The organism is Hymenobacter coccineus (genome assembly GCF_001816125.1).
GTDB classification, from domain to species: domain Bacteria; phylum Bacteroidota; class Bacteroidia; order Cytophagales; family Hymenobacteraceae; genus Hymenobacter; species Hymenobacter coccineus.
The window spans coordinates 1-24880 of the sequence record NZ_MDZA01000111.1 but is presented as its reverse complement, the minus strand read 5'-3'; the positions used below and the strand labels follow the sequence as shown (position 1 = coordinate 24880).

Below are 24880 nucleotides of genomic sequence, written 5' to 3'. Positions count from 1 at the left end.
TGGGTTGATGAACTCAGCAGTTGGCCAAGCCAAGTGCCAAATTCGACGCTTTATACCCCGGGGCCCAAAAGGTAACCTCCGGTATAGAAAAAATTATTTCTTGCGGAACACAATGCCAATCGGTACGCCCTTGAAGTCGAAGTGCTCGCGCATCCGGTTCTCCAGGTAGCGGGCGTAGCTGTCCTGCACGTACTGCGGCAGGTTGCAGAAGAAGGCAAACACCGGGTTGTGCGTGGGCAGCTGCGTCACGTACTTGATGCGCACCAGTTTGCCCTTGAGGGCTGGCGGCGGGTAGCGCTCAATCTCCTTCAGCATCACGTCGTTGAGCTGCGAGGTTGGGATTTTGCGGCGCTTGTTTTCGAACACCTGCACGGCCGTCTCGATGGCCTTGTGCACGCGCTGCTTGGTGAGCACCGAGATGAACACGATGGGCGGGTAGGCAATAGGAGCCAGCTTGGAGTAGATTTTCTCCTCGAACTCCTTGGTGGTGTTGGTTTCCTTGTTCTCCACCAGGTCCCATTTGTTCACCAGAATCACGACGCCCTTGCGGTTCTTGTCGGCCAGGCCGATGATGTTCACGTCCTGTGACTCGATGCCGCGGGTGGCGTCGATAAGCACCACGCACACGTCGCACTCCTCCAAGGCCCTCAGGCTGCGCATGTTGGCGTAGAACTCGATGTCCTCGCTCACCTTGGCTTTGCGGCGCAACCCGGCCGTGTCCACCAGGATGAAGTCGTTGCCGAACACGTTGTAGCGGGTCGAAATGGCGTCGCGCGTGGTGCCGGCAATGTCGGTCACGATGCTGCGGTCGGTGCCCAGCAGCAGGTTCACGAAGCTGGACTTGCCCACGTTGGGGCGGCCCACCACAGCAATTTTTGGGATGCCCGAGTCGGGCTCTTCCTCGCCGGCCTCGGGGAAGTAGCTCACTGCTTCGTCGAGCAGCTCGCCCGTGCCGTGGCCGTTGGCGCTGCTGATGGCGAAGATTTCGCCGTCACCCATGCCCAAAGAATAGAACTCGCCGCTGGCGTGGGCCCGGGCGTTGGTATCGGCCTTGTTGGCCACCAGCAGAATCGGCTTTTTGCCCAAGTATGGCCGCAGTACTTGCGCAAATTCTTCGTCAAGGCCGTGCACGCCGGCGTCGGCGTCCACCATGAACAGCACTACGTCGGCCTCGTCGATGGCCAGTTTCACCTGCTTGCGAATTTCGCCTTCGAAAATATCGTCCGAGCCGTGCACGTAGCCGCCGGTATCAATCACGGTGAAGTTCTTGCCGATCCAGTCGCCGTGGCCGTAGTGGCGGTCGCGCGTCACGCCGCTCTCGTTGTCCATGATGGCCTTGCGCTGGCCCACGAGGCGGTTGAATAGGGTGGATTTGCCCACGTTGGGCCGCCCCACAATGGCGATGGTATTACTCATAAAAATGGGGGCCCCAGCCGCCGGCCCGACCAGTTTCGGCAGTACCCGGGGTTATTTGATTAAAGGATGGTCGGAAGGTGGTGTGGTACTTAATAGTTGGTGCTTGGTAATCGTCTGTCATTGCGAGCGCAACGCAGTGGAGTGCGGCAATCTTCTCTGCCACTAACCCGCTTTTCGGCAACCAAGAAGATTCGGGATGCAAACTGAAGGAAAGATTGCTGCGCTCCACTGCGTTGCGCTCGCAATGACAACAGGTCCCAAATACCTAAATGACTTACTGGTACCCGAACCGGCTCAGGGCCTTGGGGTCGGTGCGCCAGTTCTCGTTCACTTTCACGTGCATTTCGAGGAACACTTTTTTGTTGAAGAACTTCTCCATGTCCTCGCGGGCCCAGGTGCCCACTTTTTTCAGGGCCTCGCCGCCTTTGCCGATGACGATGCCCTTCTGGCTGGCGCGCTCCACGTAGATGACGCCGCGAATGTGGATGATGTTTTCCTCTTCCTTGAACTCCTCAACCGTGACTTCGCAGCTGTAAGGAATCTCCTTTTTGTATAGCTTGAAGATTTTCTCGCGCACCATTTCGGCGGCGAAAAAGCGCTCCGGCTTGTCGGTCAGCTCGTCTTTAGGGTAATACTCGGGGTGGACGGGCAGCTTTTCGAGCACCGACTCCAGCACCCGCTCGGTGCCGAAGGCGTTGAGCGCCGAGATGGGCAGTACCTCGGTGGCGTTGGGCAGCTGCTCCTGCCAATAGGCCAGTTTAGCTTCCACGGCGGCCTGGTCGGCTTGGTCTATTTTATTGACCAGCAGGATAATGGGTGTATCCACCATCTTGCGCAGGCGCTCCACCACGGGCTCCTCGTCGTACTTCTCGTAGATGTCCGTCACGAAGAGTACCACGTCGGCGTCTTCCAGCGACGAGTACACGAAGGCCATCATGGCGTTGTGCAGCTCGTACTTGGGCTGGATGATGCCGGGCGTGTCAGAGTAGATAAGCTGGAAATCGGCCCCGTTGAGGATGCCGAGGATGCGGTGGCGGGTGGTCTGGGCCTTGCTGGTGACGATGCTGAGCCGCTCGCCCACCAGGGCGTTCATCAGCGTCGACTTGCCCACGTTGGGCTTGCCGATGATGCTTACAAAGCCGGCCCGGTGGGGCTTAAGTTCGGGATTCACAGAGGGATAGATTTGATAATGAGGGCGCAAAGGTACAGCTTGCGCGGCGCAAATGCTACGGGGCCCTAAAGTAAGCGGCTGGCAAGCGCCGGGGTGAACGCGCCGAATTTCGCTTTTGGTCAATCCGATTTACGGAAATCGTCAGCGAGGGCCCCGGGGCGGGCCCGGACCTTTGTTCCGTTCTCCTACAGTACTTTGCTTTACATTCTTTTCCTAAAACCCCATGTTTCTCGGACATTTCGGCGTCGGCTTCGGCACCAAGACCCTTCAGCCCCGTGTGTCGCTAGGTACGTTGTTCCTCGCCACGCAACTCGCCGATTTGGTGTGGCCCACGCTGCTGCTTTTGGGCGTGGAGCGCGTGAGCATCGTGCCCCACGCCACGGCCGCCAACGCCCTGGCTTTTGTGTACTACCCCTTCACCCACAGCTTGGTGGGCGAACTGGTGGCGGGCCTGCTGCTGGGCCTGGCTTACTGGCTGCTGCGGCGCAACGCCGGCGGGGCCCTACTGGTGGGCCTGCTGGTACCCAGCCACTGGCTGCTCGATTTAGTGGTGCACGTGCCCGACCTGCCGCTGTACCCGGGGGCCTCGCCGCTGCTGGGCCTGGGCCTGTGGAACCACCTGGCTGCCACGCAGGTAGTGGAATTTGCGCTGCTGGGAGCGGGCCTGTGGCAATACGCCCGGCACACCCGGCCCCGCAACGGCGCCGGCCGCTACGGCTTACTGGCGCTGGTGGCGCTGCTGGTGCTGACGCACGTGGCTAGCCTTTTCAGCCCGCCGCCGGCCAGCGTGGGGGCCCTGGCTTGGGGCGCGCAGGTGCTGTGGCTGTTCGTGTTGCTGGCGTACTGGGTCGACCGCAACCGGGAATTTACCGGCGAAACGCGCCCGGCGTCTGCCCCGTCCATTTCTTAAAGGAGCGGACGAACACGCTCGGCTCGGAGTAGCCGAGCAGGAAGGCAATGTCGGTGGTGCTCAACTGGGATTCGCGCAAGTGGCTCTGGGCCAGGTCGCGGCGCACGTGGTCGAGGAGCTGCTGGTAGGTGTGGCCGGCCTCCTTGAGCTTGAGTTGGAGGGTGCGCACGCCCAGGCACAGGCGGTCGGCCACGGCGGCCAGCGTGGGGGCCTCGCCCTTGAGTTGGCGCACGATTTCGCCCCGCACCCGTTCTGGCAGCGTGGGCGGCTGGTGGGCCGGAAGTTGGGCCAGCAGTGCCGCCGTGTGCTGCTCGAACAGCGGGAATAGCGCCGGATTGGCGTGCAGCACCGGCAGCGCCAGGGTGGCCGCATCGAACGACACCCGGGTTACCGGCGCATCAAATGCCAAAGCCGCCGTGCCAAAAGCTTCCTCGTGCGCTTGTATATCGGCCGGGCGCGGGTAGGCCAGTTGCACGGCCCCGGGCACCACGGGCTGGCCGGTGAGTGTACCAAACGCCGCGAGGTAGATTGACAGCTCCGAGTTCAGCACGTAGCACGGGTGCACGATGGCGGAGCTGGTCAGCTCCAGGTTCAGCCAAATGCCCCCGGGCCCCTCCGCGGCCGGCGTTTGAAAGGTGCGCACGCCCTGGCAGGCCACGTCCTGGTAGCGGCAGAGCTGGGCAATGGCCGCGCCGAGGGTGGGTGTGTGCATCAGCACGTAAGCGAGCGTGCCAGCGGCCGAAAAGTTGACGAGGCCACCAATGTGCAGGTCAAAATGCGGGTCGCGGGTGGCGTCTATTGCCAAAGGCCACAGCCGCTGGATGGTGGCGAGGGGCACGCGGGCATCGGGCCCGGCGGCAGTGGTGGGGTCGAACCCGATGGCCTGGCATAAGGCCGGTACGCTGGCGCCGCGCTGGCCGGCGGCCCACAGCAGCAGGTTGAGCGAAGAAGCGGCGAGGGTGTCGGGCGAAGGCATTGGGTATGAAAAATAAAATCCGTTGGCAAGTACGCGCCGCCGGCCAAACCATCCTCCCGGCGTAGCGGTTTCGAAAGCCCGACCAGCTCTGATGAACGTTCTCGCTTTTTCCGACAGCCCCCGTCCCGACTCAGCCGTTGGCCAACTCCTGCGTGCCGCCATGGTCGCTGTTTCGCCCAGAAGCTCCGCAACGTTTTACGAAGATATTCTCGCCCTACCGCTTTTCAACCCGGATTTGGATGTTCCTGAAGCCCCCGTTGCGCCGGCCGTAGTGGCCCTCCGCGAGCAGGTGCGCGCCGCCGATGCCGTGCTGATTGCCACGCCCGAGTACGCATACGGCATGCCCGGCAGCCTGAAAAATGCCCTCGATTGGCTGGTTTCGGCCGGTAGCTTCTACGGCAAGCCCACCGGCGTACTCAGCGCCTCGCCCTCGGAAGCGGGCGGTGAAAAAGCCCGCGCCGGCCTGCTGCTGACGCTGGGGGCCCTGGGCGCGGCGGTGGTACCGGCGGCTTCTTTCGCCGTGCTATTCGTGCGGGCCCGGCTCGATGCGGCCGGGGCCCTTACGGACGCGGCCCTGGCCGCGCAGCTCGCGTCCGCCGTGGCAGCCTTGGCCGCGGCCGCTGCGGCCAAGGCTGCTTGAATCAATCTGCTCTTATTCCTTCGGACCTTTGCCCTATGAACCCCGTCGCTCCTGAAACTACTGCTGCGCCGACGCCAGCCGCGGCCGCCGCCACCATCACCGCCCGCCGCATCGGCATCCTGCTGGTCAATCTCGGCACGCCCGACTCGCCCGAAACCAGCGACGTGCGCCGCTACCTCAACGAGTTCCTCACCGACGGCCGCGTGGTGGACATGCCGGCCGCCATCCGCTACCCACTGTTCCAGGGGTTGGTGGTGCCGCTCCGGGCCCCTAAATCGGCTAAGATTTACAAGGAGTTGTGGACCGACCGGGGCTCGCCGCTGCTCTTCCACGGCCTCGATTTGAAGGCGAAAGTGCAGGAAGCGCTGGGCGACGGCTACGTAGTGGCCTTCGGCATGCGCTACCAGAAGCCGAGCATCGCCAAGGCCCTGGAGGAGCTGCGCGCCGCCGCCGTGGAGCGCATCGTGGTGCTGCCGCTGTTTCCGCAGTACGCTTCGGCCAGCACGGGCTCGGTACAGGAGAAGGTGATGGCCCTCGTGAAAGACTGGTGGATTGTGCCCAGCATCAACTTCATCAGCCAGTTTGCCACCGAGCCGGGCTTCATCGCCTCCATCGTGGCGCGGGGCCGGGCCGAAATGGACAAGCAGCCCTACGACCACGTGGTGCTCAGCTACCACGGCATTCCGGAGCGCCACGTGAAAAAGGGCGACCCCACCAACTACTGCCGCTTCGGTAGCTGCTGCGATACCCTCACCGACCAGAACCAGTACTGCTACCGCGCCCAGTGCTTCGCCACGTCGCGCCTAATAGCGGCGGGCCTGGGCCTAAAGCCCGAGCAGTACACCGTCAGCTTCCAGAGCCGCTTGCAAAGCGCCTGCGCGACCCCTGGCTGCAACCCTACACCGACGAAGTGCTGAAGGAATTTCCCGCCAAAGGCATCAAAAACGTGCTGGCCTTCAGCCCCGCCTTCGTGGCCGACTGCCTGGAAACGACCATCGAAGTGGGCGAAGAATTCAAGGAATTATTCGAAGAAGCTGGCGGCGGCCACTGGCAGTTGGTGCCGTCGCTGAACTCGGAGCCGCAGTGGGTAGAAGCGGTGGCCGACATGCTCCGCCGGAATTAGGGCCCCAGCTTCGGCTGCTTATATATACAGAAGGGGGCACAGCTGATGTGGGGCCCCCTTTCGTTTGGGCAAATAAATTAATTGGGGCCCTGGCACCTGGGCCGCCCCGCTGGGGCTACCGGTCGCCCGGCCGTGGGGCCCTAATTCAAGCGGCGCTGCAACAGGCCGTCCACGACTTCAAAAAGGCGGCGCGGCTCCAACGTGCGCCAGGGCAGGTCGTCGAGTTGTCCCCCGAAGTTCACGTAGTTATCCACATTGTACTGGTGCATTTCGCGTTGCACGTGGTCCTGGAAGTTGATGCCGGCCACCCAGCCATCCTCCACGTCCTCAAACCACTCGGCGTAGTAGTCGTCCTCGGCCCCGTGGAAGTTGAACACGTTCTCACCGATGAGGATGAATTTGCGGATGCCCTCGGCCACGAGCGGGTCCACGATGTGGCGCTTGAGGTGCATCACGTCGTTCTCGATAGCGTCGTTCCACTCGCCGATGAACTCGATAACGGCCACACCGTCCTCGTAATCGGCGAACAGGATTTTCAGAAACAGCGTGTCCGATTCCATGCTATCCCATTGCGGGTGAATGAGGTAGCCGTAGATGTTGTTGGTGAAAAGCTCCAGGCTATTTTCAGCCCCGTAGAGGGGCGATTGAGGGTCGTCGGTGGCCGAATACTGGTCAATCCAGTTATAGAAAGGCTCGATGGTGTGCATGGCAAAGCGGGGTAGAAAGCAAGTTGGAAACGCGCCAGGACGCATTCGGTTCCGCCGGGCCGGCTAAAACCGGCCCCCTTGCTCCAACGCTGCGCAGGCATTTCCGCGTTCCGGCCCGGGTTCAGGCCTTGCCCAGGGCCCCCAGCGCGGCCCGCACGCTGCCGTGGCGGGCCAGCAGCGCGGCCGCCTCGGGCTGGCCGATGCCCAGCTCGTCCATCAGCATGCGCTGGCCGCGCTCCACCAGCTTCTCGTTGGAGAGCTGCATGTCCACCATCTTGTTGCCCTTCACCCGGCCCAGGCGGATGAAGGTGGCCGTGGTGAGCATGTTGAGCGCCAGCTTCTGGGCCGTGCCAGCCTTGAGGCGCGTGCTGCCGGTGATGAACTCGGGGCCCGTCACCACTTCCACCGGAAACTCTGCCGCCGCTGCCACGCCCGAGCCGGCGTTGCACACGATGCAGCCCGTGGCCAGGCCCGCCGCACGCGCCGCTTCCAGGCCCCCGATGACGTAGGGCGTGCGGCCCGAGGCGGCCAGACCCACCAGCACGTCCTTAGCGTTGGCGCCGTGGGCCTGCAAATCGACCCAAGCCTGGGTGGCGTTATCCTCCGCGCCCTCCACGGCCTGGCGGATGGCGCCGTCGCCCCCGGCCATGATGCCCACCACTAGCCCGGCCGGCACGCCAAACGTGGGCGGGCACTCCGAGGCGTCCACCACGCCCAGCCGTCCGCTGGTGCCCGCCCCGATGTAGAACAAGCGCCCGCCAGCTTGCAGCCGGGCCACGGTGGCTTCCACCAGGGCCCCAATTTGGGGCAGGGCCCGGGCCACGGCCTGGGGCACGGTCTGGTCGAGGCGGTTCATGCCGGCCAGCAGCTCAGCGGTGGGCAGCGTTTCGAGGTTGGTGAATTCAGAAGGTGCTTCGGTGGTCATCATCGCAAAGAGAGTTATTTCAGCAGGCCAATAACAGGGAAATTGTCAAACACCTTGGCGTTGTGCGGGGCGTCTTTGTCGAGCTCGGGCGTCAGGTCTTGGCCGGCCCAGTGCTCGTAGTGGTTGCCGCGCTTCCACAGCCGCGAGCGGCCCACGTCGTAGATGCGGCCCTGGTAGGCCACCCAAATCTCGTCGCGGTCCTGGCCGTTGCGCAGGGCCAGCTGGCCGCGGGTGTATTCGGGAAGCATGCGAGGGGTAAGTGGTACGGTCGCCAGGAGTGGCGTTGGGGCCCAAAATTACGCCGGGCCGCCGTCTTTGGGGAGTTGGAGAAAACCCGGTAATGGGCCCGCCGGTGCTACAACGTGGCGCACTGCCGGGCAATTTCCAACTCCTCGTTGGTGGGAATGACCAGGATTCGAACCCGCGACGAGGGCCGGCTAATGTCGCGCAGGCCCGGGGTGCGGGCCTCGTTGCGGGCCGCGTCCAGCTCCAGGCCGAAAAACTCCAGGTCCTGGCAGGCGCGGGCCCGTACCAGGGCATCGTTCTCGCCTACCCCGGCCGTGAACACGAGGGCATCGAGCCCGTTAAGCACCGCCGCGTAGGCCCCGATGTACTGGCGGATGCGGTAGGCGTAGATGTCCAGGGCCCTTGCGGCGCGCGCGTCGCCGGCCGCCAGGGCCCGGCCCACGTCGCGCAGGTCGTTGGCGCCAGCGAGGCCCAGCATGCCGCTTTCCTTGTTCAGCAGCGTGCCCACCTGCTCGGCGGTGTAGCCCAGAGGCCCCAGCAGGTGCAGCAGCACTGAGGGGTCGAGGTCGCCCGAGCGGGTACCCATCACCAGGCCGGCGAGCGGGCTGAAGCCCATGCTGGTATCCAGCGACCGGCCGCCGCGCACCGCCGCCATGCTGCACCCGTTGCCGAGGTGGATAGTGATGAGCCGGGCGTCGGGGTTTTGCAAATAAGCGGTGGCCTGGTCCGCCACGTACTGATGGCTGGTGCCGTGGAAGCCGTACTTGCGGATGCGCTGCTCGGTGTAAAGCGCCGTGGGCAGCGCGTAGCGAAACGCATATTCGGGCAGCGTCTGGTGAAACGCCGTGTCGAACACCGCCACCTGCCGGGTCCCCGGAAACAGCCGCTCCGCTACTTCGATGCCCTGGTAGTTGGCCGGGTTGTGCAGCGGGGCCAGCCCAAACAGCTCCTTGATTTTGGCTTTTACCCCCGCGTTAACAAGCGTTGGCCCGGTGAAAAACTCGCCGCCGTGCACCACGCGGTGCCCTACCACGTCCACCTCCGCCGGGGCCCCAATAACGGCCCCGGGCCCGTCCGTCAGCAGGCGCACCACTTCGCGCAGGCCAGCCTCGTAGTCGGGTACCGCCAGGGTGGAGCGCTGCTCGGCGGCCGGGGGCCCTGGGGCTTGCACGTCAAATACCCGGTGCGTGATTTCCGCCTGCGCCGAGCCAATGCGCTCCACCAACCCGCTGCACAGCGGCTGCTCGTTGGGCCAGCGAAAGAGCTGGTATTTGAGGGAGCTGCTGCCAGAGTTGACGACGAAGATGTTCATGAGTTGTCTTGTCATGTTGAAAAGAGCGTCACGCCGAGCGCAGATTGGCCGTTTTTGGTCTATTCAAATAGGCGCTTAGGCCACCTCGTAACTACCCCTGCTGGCTCTGAATCGCCGTAATGACCACCGTATTAAATACGTCGTCCACGGTGCAGCCGCGGCTTAAGTCGTTCACGGGCTTGTTCAGGCCTTGCAGCACCGGGCCGATGGCCAGGGCCCCGGTTTCGCGCTGCACGGCTTTGTAGGTGTTGTTGCCGGTGTTCAGGTCGGGGAAGATGAAGACGCTGGCCTGACCAGCTACTTCGGAGTCGGGCAGCTTCTGGCGGCCCACCAGTGGGTCCACGGCCGCATCGTACTGGATGGGGCCCTCCACCTTCAGGCCGGGGCGCAGCTGGCGCACCAGCTCGGTGGCCCGGCGCACCTTCTCCACCTCGGCCCCCGCGCCCGAGGTACCCGACGAGTACGAAAGCATCGCCACCCGCGGCTCGATGCCAAACGCCAGGCTGCTGTCGGCCGAGGAAATGGCGATTTCGGCCAGCTGCTCGGCGGTGGGGTTGGGGTTTACAGCGCAGTCGCCGAACACCGCCACCCGGTCGGGTAGGCACATGAAAAACACCGACGATACCACAGATACGCCCGGCTTGGTCTTGATGAACTGCAACGCTGGCCGAATCGTGTGCTGCGTAGTGTGCACCGCCCCCGACACCATGCCGTCGGCGTGGCCTTGGTACACCATCATCGAGCCGAAGTACGACACGTCGCGCAGCAGGTCGCGGGCCATATCCTGGTTCACGCCCTTGTCCTTGCGCAGTTGGTAAAACGTCTCCACATAGTCGGCGTAGTACGCCGATTCCGCTGGGTCGATGATGCTCGCGTGGCCCGCGGGCAGGCTGATGCCCAGGCGCTTGGCCGAGGCGGCCACGTCGGCGGGGTTGCCCAGAATGGTCAGGTCCACAATGTCTTGCTGGAGCAGCAGCGCGGCGGCCCGCAGTACCCGGTCGTCGTTGCCTTCGGGCAGCACGATGTGGCGGCGCTGGCGCTTGGCCCATTGCAACAGCCGGTACTGGAACATGTGCGGCGTGAGGCCCACCGACTGGAAGCCGGCCAGCTTTTCTTCCAGGGCCCGCACGTCTACGCAACGCTCGAAAGTGCTGATGGCCAGCTGAATCTTCTTCGGATTATCGGGCGTGATGCGCGACTTAATGGCCCCTACGCGGGTAGTGGTGGCAAACGTGCCGGTGTCCACGGCCAAGATGGGCACCACGCCCGACAGCCCGTCGAGCAGGCGCATCACGGCCGCGTCGGGCTCGCCGCGGGCCGTGAGCACGATCCCCGCCACGCGCGGGTAGTTGGCCGACTGGTGGGCTTGCAGGGCGCAAAGGATGATGTCGCCGCGGTCGGCTGGCGTCACAATCAGTACGTTGTCGGTGAGATAATTGAGGAAATTGGGCACCTGCATGGCCCCGATGATGTAGTTATCCACCTGGTTGTCGAGGCCCGCTGCGCCAAACAGCAGTTGGCCGCCCAGCCCGGCTTGGATTTCGCGCATAGTGGGGTGCAGCAGGTCGGCGTCTTCGGGGATGACGGCCAGCAGCACGCCGGCCGGCAGCTGGCTGCGCAGCAGGGCTTCCACGTCGGCGGCCTGGGCGGGCGGCACGCGGTTGGCCACGGCCAGCAGCACCGGCACCTCGCGGGCCTCGAAGTTGTGCAGCAGCGTCAGCACCGCGCTGATGATCTGGGCCGTGCTCTTGCCCTCGCCCGACACCACCAGGATAACCGGCACGCCCAGGTTCTTGGCAATCGACACGTTGGCGTCGAACTCGAAAGCCGTGCCGGGCCCCAAGAAGTCGCTGCCTTCCACTACCGTGAAGTCGTAATCGTCCTCCCAGCGCTTGAACTTGCGGATGATGGCGTCGATCATGGCCCCCTCCGCGCCGGCTTCCATCAGCCGCAGGGCCTCGGGCCGCGTGTAGGCGTAGGTATCGGCCACGGCCAGCGGCAGCTTAAAATGGCGCATCATCGTGTCGAGGTGCGCGTCCAACCGCTCCGCCGGGTCGTTGTCGATAATGGGTTTGAAGTAACCTACCCTGCGGGTCTGCCCCAGCAGCATGTTCACCAGCCCCAGCGCAACGATGGACTTGCCGCTGTAGGGCTCGGCAGCGGCAATAAAAACGGCTTTGGTCATGGGTAGCTAACGCAGCAGTAGGGGCTGGCGTTTAGGGCCCCGGCGGAGGCGTGGGTGGTCCGGTAACTTTTCCCGTCGTCGGACCACCCCGAATCTCACCTCAAATTCCTACCCCAGCAGGGCTTGCAGGCGAATCCAGCGCTCGGGCAAGTCGCCCTGCGAGGCGTGGAGGTAATCTTCGTACGAGCACGGCACCACGCGCTTCACGGTGCTGTCGCCGAGGCTTTCCACCTCCATCCACCACTTGTCGGCGCGGCGCGACTTGTAGAACACCAACTTATCGGGGTTGCCCGGCAGCACCACCGTATAAGTAAGGAAGCGGAACGTGCCGAAGCCGGTTTCGGGCCGGCGGTGGTAAAAGCCTTCCACGAAGTACCAGAGCATGGTGGCCAGCGTGGCAGCGGCCAGGCCGTGGGCGTCGTGCTCGGGCCGGTAGCCGTAGAGGCCCAGCGACGTAAGCTGCTCGCTGTGCCCGGCGTACCAGCACAGCTGCGTGGCGTCGTCGGCGCTGAGGCCGAAGGGGTTGGCTGGGGCGTAGCCAGGTGCGTCGGTCCAGCGCAGGGCGGCCAGGTCGATGCTCAGGAAATCAGCCTGGCGCACCAGCGGCTCGGCCTGCCGCCGGTCGGTGCGAATGGCTCCCACGCTCATCATATCAAAGTGCATTTTGTCGAGGGCCAGCAGCACCTCAGGCGGCGTGAGGTACTGCTGGTGCCCGAGGTGGGCCAGGCTGAACACGTAGTTGGGCTCGTGCACCAGCAGGCGGCGCAGGTGGCTGGTTTCGGCCGGCGTGGCGGGGCCCGGCTCGGCCATGTCGGGCCGGGCATCCACGATGGCGAAGCTCACCGGACGCTCCTGGGTTTCGTAGGCCAGAAACTGGCCGTAATCGAGGTCGTGCGAGCCGCCCAGCAGCACGGGTACCGTGTTGGCTTCGAGTAGTGCGGCCACAATTTCGCGCAGCCGCTGGTAGGTGTCTTCCAGGCTGAGGCCCGGGCGCAGGTTGCCCAAATCGACGAGCCGCAGGGCCCCCGTGCCTTTCTGGAGCTGGTAAAACCGCTCGCGCACGCAGTTGGCGCCGTGGTAGCCGGCCGGTGGCCCCAGCGGCGGCGCCACGCCACTCATCGAGGCCAAGGAGGGCCAGGTCAGCCCCGCGCCAGTCCGGAAACGCCTCGGTGAAGCGCTTGGCGTAGGCCGCCAGGGTAGTGGGCGGGGTGGGGGTGGCCGCGGGCTCGTCGTCGGCGAGCGGGTCAAAAAACAGGGCCAGATTCATGAAAATACCAAAAGCAAGGGCCGCAAAATTACACGCTCCCGCGGCGGCTGGGGCAATTTAAAACGGGGCCCCGGCCGCCGTTGCACCCCGCTGGGGCCCCATCGCCAAAAAACCTCGTTTATTTAACCGCAGTTTCACCCCGCACTAGCCCTATCCCACCCGCTGATGGACGTCCGCCGCTCTTTCGATATCCTGCCCTACCAGCTCGCCACGTTCGCCAAAACCGACGCGCTGGCTGCCAAAATCGACGGCCAGTGGGCCCCCCTCAGCACCCAACAGGTGCAGGACCAAGCCAACCTGGTGAGCCTCGGCCTGCGGGCCCTGGGCCTGCAGCGCGGCGATAAAGTGGCCCTCATCAGCATGAACCGGCCCGAGTGGCTGCTGGCCGACTTCGGCATCGCCCAAATAGGGGCCACCAGCGTGCCCATGTACCCCAGCATTACGGTCGAGGATTATAAGTACATTTTCACCGACGCCGGCGTGCGGGCCGTGTTCGTGTCCGATGAAAAGCTGTTTCACAAAGTGCAGGAGGCCACGGCGGGCCTGAATATTCCGGCCGAAAACGTGTTCACGTTTGATAAAGTAGACGGGGCCCGGCACTTCAGCGAGCTGCTGGAATTGGGCCAGCAGGGCAACCCCGCCGACCTGGAGCCCCTGAAAGCCGCAGTGGAGCCCGACGACCTGCTCACGCTCATCTACACCAGCGGTACCACCGGCCAGCCCAAAGGCGTGATGCTTAGCCACGGTAACCTCCTGAGCAACTGCCTAAACTCTAAGGAGTTCGTGCCTGTGGGCCCCCAGGACAAAGCGCTGAGCTTCCTGCCGCTGTGCCACATTTTCGAGCGCATGGTCACGTACCTCTACATGATGAGCGGCGTGAGCATTTACTACGCCGAAAGCCTGGAAACCGTGGCCGAAAACCTGCGCGAAGTGAAGCCCGAAATCTTCACCACCGTGCCGCGCCTGCTCGAAAAAGTGTTCGACCGCATCGTGGCCAAGGGCCACGAGCAAACCGGCCTCAAGCACAAGCTCTTCTTCTGGGCCCTGGATTTGGGCCTGAAATACGACACCCAGAAGGACCAGGGCTTCGTGTACAACACTGAGCTGGCGGTGGCTAATAAGCTCATCTTTAGCAAATGGCGCGAGGCGCTGGGCGGTAACCTGCGCTGCATCGTGAGCGGCGGCGGGGCCCTGCAACCGCGGCTGGCGCGGGTGTTTTGGGCTGCCGGCATCCGGGTAATGGAGGGCTACGGCCTGACGGAAACCTCGCCCGTAATTGCCGTGAACGGCTACGAGCGCGAAAACAACATGATCGGCAGCGTAGGGCCCCTCATCAATAACATGGAGGTGAAAATTGCACCCGACGGCGAAATCCTGACCCGCTCGGCCTCCGTGATGAAGGGCTACTACAACAAGCCCGAGCTCACGGCCGAAACCATCGACGCCGACGGCTGGCTACACACCGGCGACATTGGCGAGCTGGTGAACGGCCGGTTTTTGAAGATTACCGACCGCAAAAAGGAGATGTTCAAAACCAGCGGCGGCAAGTACATTGCCCCGCAAGTCATTGAGGGCAAGCTCAAAGAAGAGCCGCTCATCGAGCAGGCAATGGTAGTGGGGGCTGATAAAAAGTACGCCGCCGCCTTGGTCATCCCTTCCTTCCCCGACCTGAAAGCCTGGTGCAAAAGCCATGGCGTGCCCGACGCGCCCAACGAAGAGCTGGTGCGCAACGAACAAGTAGTGAAGCTCTACCACGAGCTGGTTGTCAAATGCAACGAGAGCTTTGCGCAGTGGGAGCAGCTGAAAAAAATTGCGCTCCTGCCCGAGCTGTGGACCGTAGAAACCGGCGAAATGACGCCCACCATGAAGGTAAAGCGCAAGGTCATCACCGAAAAAAACAAGGACCTCATCGAAGGGCTGTTTTAGCTGGGCTGCCCCTGCGCCGGGGCCCCAGATTTTTGAGAAAGTAGTATGCAAGCCGAACAAATTCTTTCGTAAGTTTACCGTACTTAACCTGCGCCATGAAACCCGAAGAAACCGTCGATTACAACATCAAAGTGGCCTGGCACGCCATTTCGCGGATGTACAACACCCAAGCGGCCCAGAACGACATCACGACCAGCATCGGGTTTGTGCTGCTCAACATCGACCAGGAGTACGGCATTCCGGCCACCAAAATTGCGCCCTTGCTGGGCCTGGAAACGCGCAGCCTCACGCGCATTTTGCGCAGCATGGAGGATAAGGGCCTGATCTACAAGCAAGCCGATACGCAGGACAAACGCTCGGTGCGCATTTTCTTGACGCCGCTGGGCTTGGAGAAAAAGGAGATTTCGCGCCAGACGGTGCGGCATTTCAACGCCAAAATCCGGGAGAAAATCCCGCAGTCGCAGCTCGACGTGTTCCTGAAAGTGACGGCCCAGATTACGGGCATCATCGAGGGTAAAACCATGTTCGACGGCTTCGAACTGAAGCCGCTGCGCCTCGAAAACCCGGCGTAGGGCCCCGGCCCGCCGCTCCCAATTGCCAACCCACCCATTCACCCGAACTGAATGAAACGAATCATCAAAAAAGTAGCCGTTTTGGGCTCCGGCGTCATGGGCTCGCGCATCGCCTGCCACTTCGCCAACATTGGCGTGCAGGTGCTGCTGCTCGACATTGCGCCCAAAGAACTGCTGCCCGCCGAGCAGGCCAAAGGCTTGGAGCTGGGGGCCCCGCCGTGCGCAACCGCATCGTGAACGCCGCGTTGCAGGCCGCAATCGTTGCCAATCCCTCGCCGCTTTACCGCAAGAGCGAGGCCAGCCGCATCAAAACCGGCAACTTCGACGACAACCTCAAGGAAATTGCCGGTTGCGACTGGACAATTGAGGTGGTGGTGGAGCGGCTCGACATCAAAAAGAGCCTCTACGAGCGGGTGGAGCAGTTCCGCAAGAAGGGCACGCTCATCACGAGCAATACCAGCGGCATCCCGATTCACCTGCTGGCCGAGGGCCGCTCCGACGATTTCAAGCAGCACTTCTGCGGCACGCACTTCTTCAACCCGCCGCGCTACCTGAAGCTGCTGGAAGTAATTCCGACGCCCGATACGAAGCCAGAAGTGGTTGATTTCCTGCTGCACTATGGCGACCTGTACCTGGGCAAAACCACCGTGCTAGCCAAGGACACGCCGGGCTTCATTGCCAACCGCGTGGGCGTATTTGCCCTGCTCGACGCCATGCAAACCATGCAGAAGCTGGGCCTGACCGTGGAGGAAATCGACAAGCTGACGGGCCCTGTGATTGGCCACGCCAAGTCTGCCACGCTGCGCACTTCCGACGTGGTGGGCCTCGACACGACCATCAACGTGGCCAATGGCCTGGCCCAAGGCCTGCCCGACGACGAGGCGAAAGACGTGTTCGTGCTGCCCGATTTCGTGAAGAAAATGGGCGAGAATAAGTGGTTGGGCGACAAAACCGGCCAGGGATTCTACAAGAAGGTGAAAGGCGAAGGTGGCAAGTCGGAAATCCACGCCTTGGACCTCAACACGCTGGAATACAAGCCTTCGCAGAAGGTGAAGTTTGCCACCTTGGAGATGACCAAGACCATCGACAAGGTGGCCGACCGCTTCAAGGTACTGGTGGCGGGCAAGGACAAGGCCGGCGAGTTTTATCGCCTCAGCTTCGGCAGCCTGTTCGCCTACGTAAGTAACCGCGTGCCCGAAATCGCCGACGAGCTGTACAAGATTGACGACGCCCTGCGCGCCGGTTTTGGCTGGGAATTGGGGCCCTACGAGACCTGGGATGCGCTGGGCGTGCAGGCGGGTATCGACCTGGCTAAAGCCGCCGGCCGCACCGTGGCCCCGTGGGTAGAGGAAATGCTGGCCGCTGGCCACCAGGCCTTTTACAAGATAAACGCCGCCGGCGTGCGTGAGTTCTACGACCAGCAGAGCCAGCAGTACCAACCGGTGCCGGGCGTGGAGAACTTCATCATCCTCGACAACTTGCGGGCCAGCGGCAAGGTGCTGTGGAAAAACAGCGGCGCCTCCGTCATCGACCTCGGCGACGGCATTCTGAACGTGGAATTCCACTCGAAGATGAACGCCATGGGCCAGGACGTGATTCAGGGCCTGCTCAAGGGCATCGACATGGCCGAGGGCGGCTACCGGGGCCTGGTGGTGGGCAACGACGCGCCCGCCTTCTCGGCCGGCGCCAACCTGGGCCTGGTGTACATGCAGGCCCTGGAGCAAGAATTCGATGAGCTGAACTTGATGATCAGCCAGTTCCAGCAGGCCATGATGCGGCTGCGCTACAGTAGCATCCCGGTGGTGGGGGCCCCCCACGGCCTGGCCCTGGGCGGCGGCTGCGAGCTGAACCTGCACTGCGACCGGGTGGTGGCCGCGGCCGAAACCTACATGGGCCTGGTCGAATTCGGCGTGGGCCTGATCCCCGGCGGTGGCGGCACCAAGGAAATGACGCTGCGTACCGCTGCTAAGTACGAAGACGGTGAACCCGAATACAACCTGCTGCGCAACACTTACATGACCATCAGCACGGCCAAGGTTTCGACTTCGGCCGCCGAGGCGTTCGACCTGGGGTTTTTGCGCCGGGGCGACGAAATTGTGGTTAACGGCAGCCGCGTAATTGCCCAGGCCAAAGCCGCTGCCCTGGAGCTGGCCGACGCCGGCTACACCCAGCCTACTCAGAAAACCAACGTGAAGGTGCACGGCAAGGGGGCCCTGGCCATGTTCCGCACCGGCGTGTACGCCATGCAACAGGGCAACTACATCTCGAAACACGACGAGCTGATTGCCAATAAATTGGCCTACGTGATGTGTGGCGGCGACCTGAGTTCGCCCACCGAGGTGAGCGAGCAGTACCTGCTGGACTTGGAGCGCGACGCCTTCCTCAGCCTTTGCGGCGAGCGCAAGACGCTGGAGCGGATTCAGAGCATTCTCACCACCGGCAAGCCGCTGCGCAACTAATTCAATCAGAACCAATACTATGGCTAATACTGCATATATCGTAGCTGGCTTCCGCACGGCCGTTGGCAAAGCGCCCCGCGGCGTGTTCCGCTTCACCCGCCCCGACGACCTGGCCGCTGAGGTTATCAAACACCTCGTCAAGTCGGTGCCCGCGCTGGACCCCAGCCGCGTCGATGACGTGATTGTGGGCAACGCCGTGCCCGAGGCCGAGCAAGGCCTGCAAATGGGCCGCCTCATCTCGCTGCTGGCGCTGCCCATCAACGTGCCGGGCCTTATCGTGAACCGCTACTGCGGCTCGGGCGTGGAAACCATCGCCATGGCGGTGGGCAAAATCACGGCCGGCATGGCCGAGTGCATCATCGCCGGCGGCACCGAAAGCATGAGCATGGTGCCCACCGTGGGCTGGAAAACGGTGCCTAACTACAAGCTCGCCAACGAGCACCCCGACTACTACATGGGCATGGGCCTGACGGCCGAAGCCGTGGCGCAGGACTACAAAATCTCGCGCCAGGACCAGGACGAGTTCTCCTACAATTCGCACCAGAAGGCCATAAAGGCCATCAAGGAAGGTAAGTTTGCCAAGAGCATTGTGCCCATCACGGTGGAGGAAACCTACCTCGATCAGGCCACCGGCAAGAAGAAAAGCCGCTCCTACGTGGTGGACACCGACGAGGGCCCCCGCGCCGATACGTCCATCGAAGCCCTAGCCAAGCTGCGCCCGGTTTTCGCCGCCAACGGCAGCGTCACGGCTGGTAACTCGTCGCAAACTTCCGACGGCGCGGCCTTCGTGCTGGTGATGAGCGAGCGGATGGTGAAGGAGCTAAACCTGGAGCCCATTGCCCGCATGGTCACCTACGCCACCGAGGGCGTCGACCCGCGCATCATGGGCATGGGCCCCATCAAGGCCGTGCCGAAAGCCCTCAAGCAAGCCGGCATGAAGCTGGAAGACATCGACTTGTTCGAGCTGAACGAGGCCTTCGCTTCGCAGAGCTTGGCCGTGGTGCGCGAGCTGGGCATCAACCCCGAGAAGCTAAACGTGAACGGCGGGGCCATTGCCCTGGGCCACCCGCTGGGCTGCTCGGGCGCCAAGCTCTCCATCCAGCTCTTCGACGAACTGCGCGACCGGGGCCAGAAATACGGCATCGTCACGGCCTGCGTGGGCGGCGGTCAGGGCGTGGCCGGCATATACGAGCTGCTGAAGTAGGGCCCCCAGCAAAAAGGAAAAGACTGTCATGCTGAGTCTGCTGAAGCATCTCTACTGCGCCGTTCGCTAGAGAAGCTTAGGCAGGCTCAACATGATAGCCTTTTTTGTTTTAACGGACTGTTCCACTTGTTCTTATGAAAAAGCGACTGCGCAAGAAGCTGCGACTTCGGGAGTTTAAAACCCGGCAATGGTGGATGAATTGTAAGTTTCACCCAGGATTGACCGAAGGACGCGCAGATGAGGTAAAAGAGATTTTCTCAGCTTTCGCTAATGCACAAGGGCTTTTTGTCTTTCGGGCTGGTAGTGCTGAGGGCTACGCATTTATACTCGATGGAAGCCAACACTATAAAACCCCAACAGAAGAGCAGCGCTTGATATTGACTTCTTTCCTACAATCATTACCCGAAGTAGCAAGTATCGAAGATAAGGGACTTGGATACCTGTAATGCTATAGCTTATCACCCCACTTCCGGGGTTTTCTTTTTGCCAAATAGTCGGCACGCCTAACAAATTTTGTTTATCTTGCAGTACTAAATTTCTAGGGCCCTTATTCGCCATAATAGTAGGCGTGCCTAACACTTTTCTTCTCCATCTACTCCAACTTTTCACTTAAAACCGTCATGGAAGTATCCCAAAAAGCTGTCGTGAAGGGCGGCGAATTCATCATCAAGCCGACCGATGCGCAGGACGTTTTCACGCCGGCCGATTTCAGTGAGGAGCAGCGCCTGATGTACCAGACCTGCCTGGACTTTGTGGCCCAAGAAGTAACGCCGCTGCTGGAGCGCCTCGACAACCACGAGGAGGGCCTCATGCGCGGCCTGATGGCGAAAGCCGGCCAGCAAGGCCTGTTCGGCGTGAGCATTCCCGAGCAGTTTGGGGGCCTGGATATGGACTTCCCCACGGCCCTGCGCGTGACGGAAGGTGTGGGCGGCGGCCACTCGTTTGCGGTGGCCTTTGCGGCCCACACGGGCATCGCCATGCTGCCCATCCTGTACTTTGGCAACGACGCGCAGAAGGAAAAATACCTGCCCGGCCTCACCGACGGCACCCTGATGGGGGCCTATTGCCTCACCGAGCCCGGATCGGGCTCCGACGCGCTGGGGGCCAAAACCAAGGCCGTTCTGAACGCCGGAGGCACCCACTACGTGCTGAACGGCCAGAAAATGTGGATTACCAACGGCGGCTTTGCCGACGTGTTTATCGTGTTTGCCAAAATTGACGGGGAGCAGTTCACCGGCTTCATCGTGGACAAGGACACGCCTGGCCTCAGCCTCGGCAACGAGGAACACAAGATGGGCATCAAAGGCAGCAGCACGCGGCAGGTATTTTTCAGCGACGCGCTGGTGCCCAAGGAGAACGTGCTGGGCGAGATTGGCAAGGGCCACCTCATCGCCTTCAACGTGCTCAACATCGGCCGCATCAAGCTGGCCGCCGCCTGCCTGGGCGGGGCCAAAAGTGCTGCCGTCCACAGTGTGAAATACGCCAACGAGCGGGTACAGTTCAAGCTGCCCATCAGTAAGTTCGGCGCCATTCGCTACAAGCTGGCTCAGCAGGCCATCCGCATGTACGCCGTGGAATCGGCCATTTACCGCGCCGGCGACGACATCTACCGCATGGAGCAGCGGCTGCTGGCTGAGGGCAAGGGCAGCAACGAGGCCTTGCTGGGCGCCGCCCGCGAATTCGCCGTGGAGTGCGCCATGCTGAAAGTAGAAGGCTCGGAAGTGCTCGACTACGTGGTGGACGAAGGGGTGCAGATTTTCGGCGGCTACGGCTTCTCGGCCGACTACCCGATGGACCGCGCTTACCGCGACTCGCGCATCAACCGCATCTTCGAGGGCACCAACGAAATCAACCGCATGCTGGCGGTGGACATGATTTTGAAGAAGGGCCTGAAGGGCGAAATCGACCTGATGGGCCCCGCCCAGGCCGTTCAGCAAGAGCTGCTGGCCATCCCGAGCATGGGCGAGAGCGACGATTCGCCGTTTGCCGCCGAGAAAAAAGCCATTGCGGGCCTCAAAAAGGCCATCCTGATGGTGGCCGGTACGGCCGTGCAGAAGTACATGAACTCCCTCGCCAAAGAGCAGGAAGTGCTGACTAATATCGCCGACATGGCCATCAAAACCTACGTGGCCGAAAGCACCCTGCTGCGCGTGGAGAAGGAAATTGCCACCAAAGGCGAGGAGGCCCTGAGCCGCGAGTTGGACATGGCCCGCGTGTACCTCTCCGACACCATCGACATCGTGGAGAAAGCCGGTAAGGAAGCCATTGCCAGCATGACCGAGGGCGATGAGCAGCGCCTGCTGAGCATGGGCCTCAAACGCTTCACCAAGGCCGACCTCTTCAACGTGAAGGATGCCCGCCGCCGCGTGGCCGCCGGCCTGATCGAGGCCAACGACTACATCTATTAATGTCTGAACCGCAGATTAAGTGGATTTAACGAGTAAGAACAGATTTCGGTGACGAATCTGTTTTGCCGCGGGTTTAGACGCAAAAAGGGCCGCTCCTGGGTTTCAGGAGCGGCCCTTTTTGCGTTTGGCAAAGTGGTTATTTTATCTCTACCCTGTTCAGTTGCAGGGCAGCGGAGCGCTTGCTGGGGCGGCTGATGCCGATGATGGTTTTGGGCCCCAGCCAGGTGGTAAAGTCCTTCACATAAGCCAGCTGCTTATCGTCGGCCACGTTTAATTTCAGGCGCTGCGGGGCCGAGGTGACGCCGCCCAGCGCCGGCAGGTGGCGCAAATACAGATCCGATTTGCCGGCCAGGGTTTCCAGCGTCACCAGCTGGATGTCTTCGTTGAACACCGCCGCCCGGAAGCCGATGCCGGTGTAGCTGTCGATGGCCGGGGCCGTTTGGTCTTTGGCTATCAGCTTGTGCCAGCTCGGCCGGGCGAAGCTGTTGTAGCCGAAGGCGTGGATTTCGCGGGCGTGCACCGGCAGTTCGGGGCCCCCTTCCTCGTAGTGGCGCTCGGCTAGCACCACGAGGTTTTTTTCGGGCGTGAGGAGTAGGTCGGCCAGGTAAATGTCCTCCAGCCGCTTGGGCGCTGGGGCCCCCGTGGCTTGTCCCACGGCGGCTAGGTAAGCGGCATCGAAGGGCACTTCGTCGCTCAGCTTAATGTCGTTCTTGTCGAAATCGAAACGCACCATTTTTAGGCCCGTTAGCTCGCCCGAATCGTAGTCGGCCACCAGCGCGGCGGCGTAGAGCTGGCCGTCGGGCAGCAGCTTGAACCGCGCGTCGCGGATGCGGATGGTGCGGCCCCCGAAGATGCCGCCCACCGGCACGCCCAGCACCGGCACCGGCGTGGCCTGGGTAGGCAGGTCGGGCGTGGCCGGGTAGCGGCGCACAGTCAGCTTGCTCATGCCGTCGCTGATCATCGTCACCAACTGGGCCCCATCGTTGGCCACCAGCACGTTGGGCGAAAAGAAGTCGCGCGTAGCCCGGAAGTCATAGGTCCGGCTCAACACCTTGCCCAGCTTCTGGTCAAACAGCGTCGCATCCAGGGCCCTGATTTGTGCTTCGCGCGTTTGGTAGGCGAAAGCCAGCAGGTGCGCGCCATCGGGCGAAATGGCTACGCCCGGGCGGCGGTCGCGGGCCGGGGCCGCCACCAGCACCACCGGGGGCCCCGGCTGGCCGTTGCGCAGGCCCACTGGGTGCACGGTCAGGTTCTGGCCGCTTTCGTCGGTGTGGTGCAGCACCACCCATGCCTGCTCGGGGCCCAGCCCGAAGGCTTCCACGGTTTCGCCGGGGGCCACGGGGAGAGCGGCGGCCCATTGCTTTTTCAGGGCTTGGTCGTAGCGCTCCACGGCGTAGCCGCCGTTGGCCTGGTGGGCCAGAATGATGAAGCCGCTGCCATCGGCTAACGGCAGCGTTTTGACGGGTACGCGGCTGTCGTAGCGGTCGGCACCCTGCTCGGGCTGGTAGCTGAACGGAACGGATTTGACCTTCTGGGCCCGGGCCGGCGCCATTGTAAGCAGCAGCCCCGCCGTGACCATAATAGCACCAATTCGATGGTATCGCATTTATTAAAAATTAGATTAATACTGGAAAGCCCGTCCGCTTCTTCGGGCCCGTAAGCCAAATGTAGTGCTTGCCTGGGGCCCGTGTGGCACATGGGCAGGGCAGCCGGGGCCCCCGGGCGGGTAACAAAAAGGTAGCATAAATACAACCAATACAATTAAACTTCCGTATAGCGGCACCGTTTAAGGTATAATCCAAATGGGCATACCTTTCCGGCAAACATCGTAACTTGCCAATGCAAAGGATGCCTATTGATTTAGAGGTCGATTGATTGTAAATATTCCAAGAATTATTCATTCTATGCCAGAGGGCATTTTACTGTATGAAAACCATAGGAAAACTTTTTTTACTCCTAAGTTTCGTGATTGTCGGGCGCTGGTCGCGCCCCAACCCGCCAGTTACCGTCGCTACATTCTCCGAACTGACGGCCCCCGCTAACTCCCGCACCCCCAATACCAATAATTCAATTTTGCTGGTGCGCAACAACGCGCAGCAAATGCCCATTACCAGCGCCTTGGCTCTGTTTTAAACCAAAAGAAGCGGCTCCAGGAGGGCCGCTTCTTTTGGGTCTGTTTCTCAGCTAATCCGGCTCCAGTTCACGGCTGTGGCGGGCAGGCTGTCGATGTGGTGGCGGATGTTGCCGTTCTCGGGCCTGGCCAAGTCCGGGTCTTCCGCCAGCAGCGACTGCGCCGCGGCGCGGCTCTCGCTCAGGATGCGCCCGTCCTTGGCCAAGTCGGCGATGAGCAGGTCGAGCACGCCACTTTGTTGGGTGCCCATCAGGTCGCCGGGGCCCCTAAGTTTTAGGTCAATATCGGCAATTTCGAAGCCGTTGTTGGTGCGCACCATCGTTTCAAGGCGGGTGCGGGCGTCCTTGCTCAGCTTGAAGCCCGACATGAGGATGCAGTAGCTCTGGTCGGCCCCGCGGCCCACGCGGCCCCGCAGCTGGTGCAGCTGCGAGAGGCCAAACCGCTCGGCCGACTCAATCACCATCACCGACGAGTTGGGCACGTTCACGCCCACTTCAATTACGGTGGTGGCCACCATAATCTGGGTTTCCTGCTTCACGAAGCGGGCCATCTCGAAGTCCTTTTCCTCGGCCTTCATGCGCCCGTGCACCATGCTGATCTGCATCTCCGGGAAGGCGCGCGTCACGCTCTCGTAGCCGTCGGTCAGGTCCTTGTAGTCCAGCGTTTCCGATTCCTCAATCAGCGGATAAACGATGTAGGCCTGCCGGCCGAGTTGCACCTGCTGGCGAATAAACTCGAACACTTTCAAGCGGTTGGCGTCGTAGCGGTGCACCGTCACGATGGGCTTGCGGCCGGCCGGCAGCTCGTCAATCACGCTCACGTCGAGGTCGCCGTACAGCGTCATGGCCAGCGTGCGCGGGATGGGCGTGGCCGTCATCACCAGCACGTGCGGGATGACGTGCGGGTTCTTCTGCCAGAGCTTCGAGCGCTGCGCCACCCCGAAGCGGTGCTGCTCGTCCATAATCGTCAGGCCCAGGTTGCGGAACTGCACCACGTCTTCCAGCAGCGCGTGGGTGCCCACCAGCATGTGCATGGTGCCATTGCGCAGTTCCTCGTGCAGCACGCGGCGCTGGGCCGTGCGGGTACTGCCCGTGAGCTTGCCCAAGTGGATGCCCAGCGCGTCGGCGTACACCTTCAGGCCCTGGTAGTGCTGGTCGGCCAGGATTTCGGTGGGGGCCATCAGGCAACTTTGGGCCCCATTGTCGGCCGCCATCAGCATGGCGATGAAGGCCACAATGGTTTTGCCCGAGCCCACGTCGCCCTGCAACAGCCGGTTCATCTGCTGGCCGGCGCAGAAGTCCT

At 62.4% G+C, this 24880-nt stretch carries 19 protein-coding genes and 2 pseudogenes; 10 read left to right on the top strand and 11 right to left on the bottom strand.

Annotated features, from left to right (window positions below):
• Positions 1-93: 93 nt before the first annotated feature.
• Together der and era are read right to left on the bottom strand one after the other, a co-directional pair.
• Positions 94-1416 carry a ribosome biogenesis GTPase Der gene (der, locus tag BEN49_RS08165; RefSeq protein ID WP_070742545.1) on the bottom strand — a complete coding sequence of 441 codons (1323 nt, stop codon included), beginning with the start codon at positions 1414-1416 and terminating at the stop codon, positions 94-96.
• A 274-nt stretch (positions 1417-1690) separates the two neighbouring features.
• Complete coding sequence (gene era / locus BEN49_RS08160; protein WP_070742544.1) at positions 1691-2587, bottom strand: GTPase Era; 897 nt, start codon at positions 2585-2587, stop codon at positions 1691-1693.
• A 223-nt stretch (positions 2588-2810) separates the two neighbouring features.
• Here era and BEN49_RS08155 point away from each other — a divergent pair, with 223 nt between their 5' ends.
• On the top strand, positions 2811-3497 hold the full coding sequence (locus BEN49_RS08155) for a hypothetical protein (protein ID WP_070742543.1): 687 nt from the start codon (positions 2811-2813) through the stop codon (positions 3495-3497).
• Here the strand turns inward: BEN49_RS08155 and BEN49_RS08150 are convergent.
• Positions 3454-4473: an AraC family transcriptional regulator gene (locus BEN49_RS08150; protein ID WP_070742542.1), complete on the bottom strand. Its 1020-nt coding sequence runs from the start codon at positions 4471-4473 to the stop codon at positions 3454-3456. The genes BEN49_RS08155 and BEN49_RS08150 overlap by 44 nt on opposite strands.
• Positions 4474-4564: 91 nt before the next feature.
• Between BEN49_RS08150 and BEN49_RS08145 the strand changes: the two genes are divergently transcribed.
• Together BEN49_RS08145 and hemH are read left to right on the top strand one after the other, a co-directional pair.
• On the top strand, positions 4565-5113 hold the full coding sequence (locus BEN49_RS08145) for an NADPH-dependent FMN reductase (protein WP_070742541.1): 549 nt from the start codon (positions 4565-4567) through the stop codon (positions 5111-5113).
• Positions 5114-5148: 35 nt separating this feature from the next.
• A pseudogene (hemH, locus tag BEN49_RS08140) lies at positions 5149-6236 on the top strand (ferrochelatase).
• 140 nt (positions 6237-6376) lie between these two features.
• On the opposite strand, the gene BEN49_RS08135 reads toward hemH, so the two are convergent.
• From BEN49_RS08135 to BEN49_RS08110, 6 genes are all read right to left on the bottom strand, one after another.
• Positions 6377-6943: a hypothetical protein gene (locus tag BEN49_RS08135; RefSeq protein ID WP_070742540.1), complete on the bottom strand. Its 567-nt coding sequence runs from the start codon at positions 6941-6943 to the stop codon at positions 6377-6379.
• A 121-nt stretch (positions 6944-7064) separates the two neighbouring features.
• On the bottom strand, positions 7065-7868 hold the full coding sequence (gene murQ, locus BEN49_RS08130; RefSeq protein ID WP_083325907.1) for an N-acetylmuramic acid 6-phosphate etherase: 804 nt from the start codon (positions 7866-7868) through the stop codon (positions 7065-7067).
• 14 nt (positions 7869-7882) lie between these two features.
• Positions 7883-8116 (bottom strand): cytochrome b5 domain-containing protein, encoded by a 234-nt coding sequence (locus BEN49_RS08125; protein ID WP_070742538.1) that lies wholly within the window; start codon positions 8114-8116, stop codon positions 7883-7885.
• A 107-nt stretch (positions 8117-8223) separates the two neighbouring features.
• Entirely contained in the window at positions 8224-9441 is a 1218-nt protein-coding gene (locus BEN49_RS08120; protein ID WP_317040418.1) for an acetate/propionate family kinase, read from the bottom strand.
• 76 nt (positions 9442-9517) lie between these two features.
• Complete coding sequence (gene pta, locus BEN49_RS08115; RefSeq protein ID WP_070742536.1) at positions 9518-11611, bottom strand: phosphate acetyltransferase; 2094 nt, start codon at positions 11609-11611, stop codon at positions 9518-9520.
• 108 nt (positions 11612-11719) lie between these two features.
• Positions 11720-12730: a formimidoylglutamase gene (locus BEN49_RS08110; RefSeq protein ID WP_239691871.1), complete on the bottom strand. Its 1011-nt coding sequence runs from the start codon at positions 12728-12730 to the stop codon at positions 11720-11722.
• Positions 12731-13043: 313 nt separating this feature from the next.
• Here BEN49_RS08110 and BEN49_RS08105 point away from each other — a divergent pair, with 313 nt between their 5' ends.
• The 6 genes and pseudogenes from BEN49_RS08105 to BEN49_RS08085 all read left to right on the top strand — a co-directional run bounded on the left by BEN49_RS08105 (position 13044) and on the right by BEN49_RS08085 (position 21447).
• Positions 13044-14804, top strand: coding sequence for an AMP-dependent synthetase/ligase (locus BEN49_RS08105; protein ID WP_070742535.1), 1761 nt, complete (start codon positions 13044-13046; stop codon positions 14802-14804).
• A gap of 95 nt (positions 14805-14899) precedes the next feature.
• The gene (locus BEN49_RS08100; RefSeq protein ID WP_070742534.1) at positions 14900-15376 is read left to right on the top strand and encodes a MarR family winged helix-turn-helix transcriptional regulator; all 477 of its coding nucleotides are present in this window, start codon (positions 14900-14902) and stop codon (positions 15374-15376) included.
• A 51-nt stretch (positions 15377-15427) separates the two neighbouring features.
• Positions 15428-17835 (top strand): annotated as a pseudogene (locus BEN49_RS08095) (3-hydroxyacyl-CoA dehydrogenase/enoyl-CoA hydratase family protein).
• 19 nt (positions 17836-17854) lie between these two features.
• On the top strand, positions 17855-19039 hold the full coding sequence (locus BEN49_RS08090) for an acetyl-CoA C-acyltransferase (RefSeq protein WP_070742533.1): 1185 nt from the start codon (positions 17855-17857) through the stop codon (positions 19037-19039).
• Between the two features lie 134 nt (positions 19040-19173).
• A complete protein-coding gene (locus BEN49_RS25530) occupies positions 19174-19485 on the top strand; it encodes a 50S ribosome-binding protein YggL (RefSeq protein ID WP_083325906.1) in 312 nt (103 codons plus the stop codon).
• 174 nt (positions 19486-19659) lie between these two features.
• Positions 19660-21447 (top strand): acyl-CoA dehydrogenase FadE, encoded by a 1788-nt coding sequence (locus BEN49_RS08085; RefSeq protein WP_070742532.1) that lies wholly within the window; start codon positions 19660-19662, stop codon positions 21445-21447.
• A 136-nt stretch (positions 21448-21583) separates the two neighbouring features.
• Here BEN49_RS08085 and BEN49_RS08080 read toward each other — a convergent pair whose 3' ends face one another.
• Entirely contained in the window at positions 21584-23053 is a 1470-nt protein-coding gene (locus tag BEN49_RS08080) for a hypothetical protein (protein ID WP_125916638.1), read from the bottom strand.
• Positions 23054-23412: 359 nt separating this feature from the next.
• Here BEN49_RS08080 and BEN49_RS27720 point away from each other — a divergent pair, with 359 nt between their 5' ends.
• A complete protein-coding gene (locus tag BEN49_RS27720; RefSeq protein ID WP_158022794.1) occupies positions 23413-23580 on the top strand; it encodes a hypothetical protein in 168 nt (55 codons plus the stop codon).
• A gap of 47 nt (positions 23581-23627) precedes the next feature.
• On the opposite strand, the gene BEN49_RS08075 is transcribed toward BEN49_RS27720, so the two are convergent.
• Positions 23628-24880: ATP-dependent DNA helicase RecG (locus tag BEN49_RS08075; protein ID WP_141765631.1), on the bottom strand; the 1253-nt coding region annotated here is incomplete at its 5' end.

Coding starts and splice junctions, on each gene's coding strand:
- der (WP_070742545.1), bottom strand. CDS start 1,416: ATGAGTAATACCATCGCCATTGTGGGGCGGCCCAACGTGGGCAAATCC.
- BEN49_RS08155 (WP_070742543.1), top strand. CDS start 2,811: ATGTTTCTCGGACATTTCGGCGTCGGCTTCGGCACCAAGACCCTTCAG.
- BEN49_RS08150 (WP_070742542.1), bottom strand. CDS start 4,473: ATGCCTTCGCCCGACACCCTCGCCGCTTCTTCGCTCAACCTGCTGCTG.
- BEN49_RS08145 (WP_070742541.1), top strand. CDS start 4,565: ATGAACGTTCTCGCTTTTTCCGACAGCCCCCGTCCCGACTCAGCCGTT.
- BEN49_RS08135 (WP_070742540.1), bottom strand. CDS start 6,943: ATGCACACCATCGAGCCTTTCTATAACTGGATTGACCAGTATTCGGCC.
- murQ (WP_083325907.1), bottom strand. CDS start 7,868: ATGACCACCGAAGCACCTTCTGAATTCACCAACCTCGAAACGCTGCCC.
- BEN49_RS08125 (WP_070742538.1), bottom strand. CDS start 8,116: ATGCTTCCCGAATACACCCGCGGCCAGCTGGCCCTGCGCAACGGCCAG.
- BEN49_RS08120 (WP_317040418.1), bottom strand. CDS start 9,441: ATGACAAGACAACTCATGAACATCTTCGTCGTCAACTCTGGCAGCAGC.
- pta (WP_070742536.1), bottom strand. CDS start 11,611: ATGACCAAAGCCGTTTTTATTGCCGCTGCCGAGCCCTACAGCGGCAAG.
- BEN49_RS08110 (WP_239691871.1), bottom strand. CDS start 12,730: ATGAGTGGCGTGGCGCCGCCGCTGGGGCCACCGGCCGGCTACCACGGC.
- BEN49_RS08105 (WP_070742535.1), top strand. CDS start 13,044: ATGGACGTCCGCCGCTCTTTCGATATCCTGCCCTACCAGCTCGCCACG.
- BEN49_RS08100 (WP_070742534.1), top strand. CDS start 14,900: ATGAAACCCGAAGAAACCGTCGATTACAACATCAAAGTGGCCTGGCAC.
- BEN49_RS08090 (WP_070742533.1), top strand. CDS start 17,855: ATGGCTAATACTGCATATATCGTAGCTGGCTTCCGCACGGCCGTTGGC.
- BEN49_RS25530 (WP_083325906.1), top strand. CDS start 19,174: ATGAAAAAGCGACTGCGCAAGAAGCTGCGACTTCGGGAGTTTAAAACC.
- BEN49_RS08085 (WP_070742532.1), top strand. CDS start 19,660: ATGGAAGTATCCCAAAAAGCTGTCGTGAAGGGCGGCGAATTCATCATC.
- BEN49_RS08080 (WP_125916638.1), bottom strand. CDS start 23,053: ATGCGATACCATCGAATTGGTGCTATTATGGTCACGGCGGGGCTGCTG.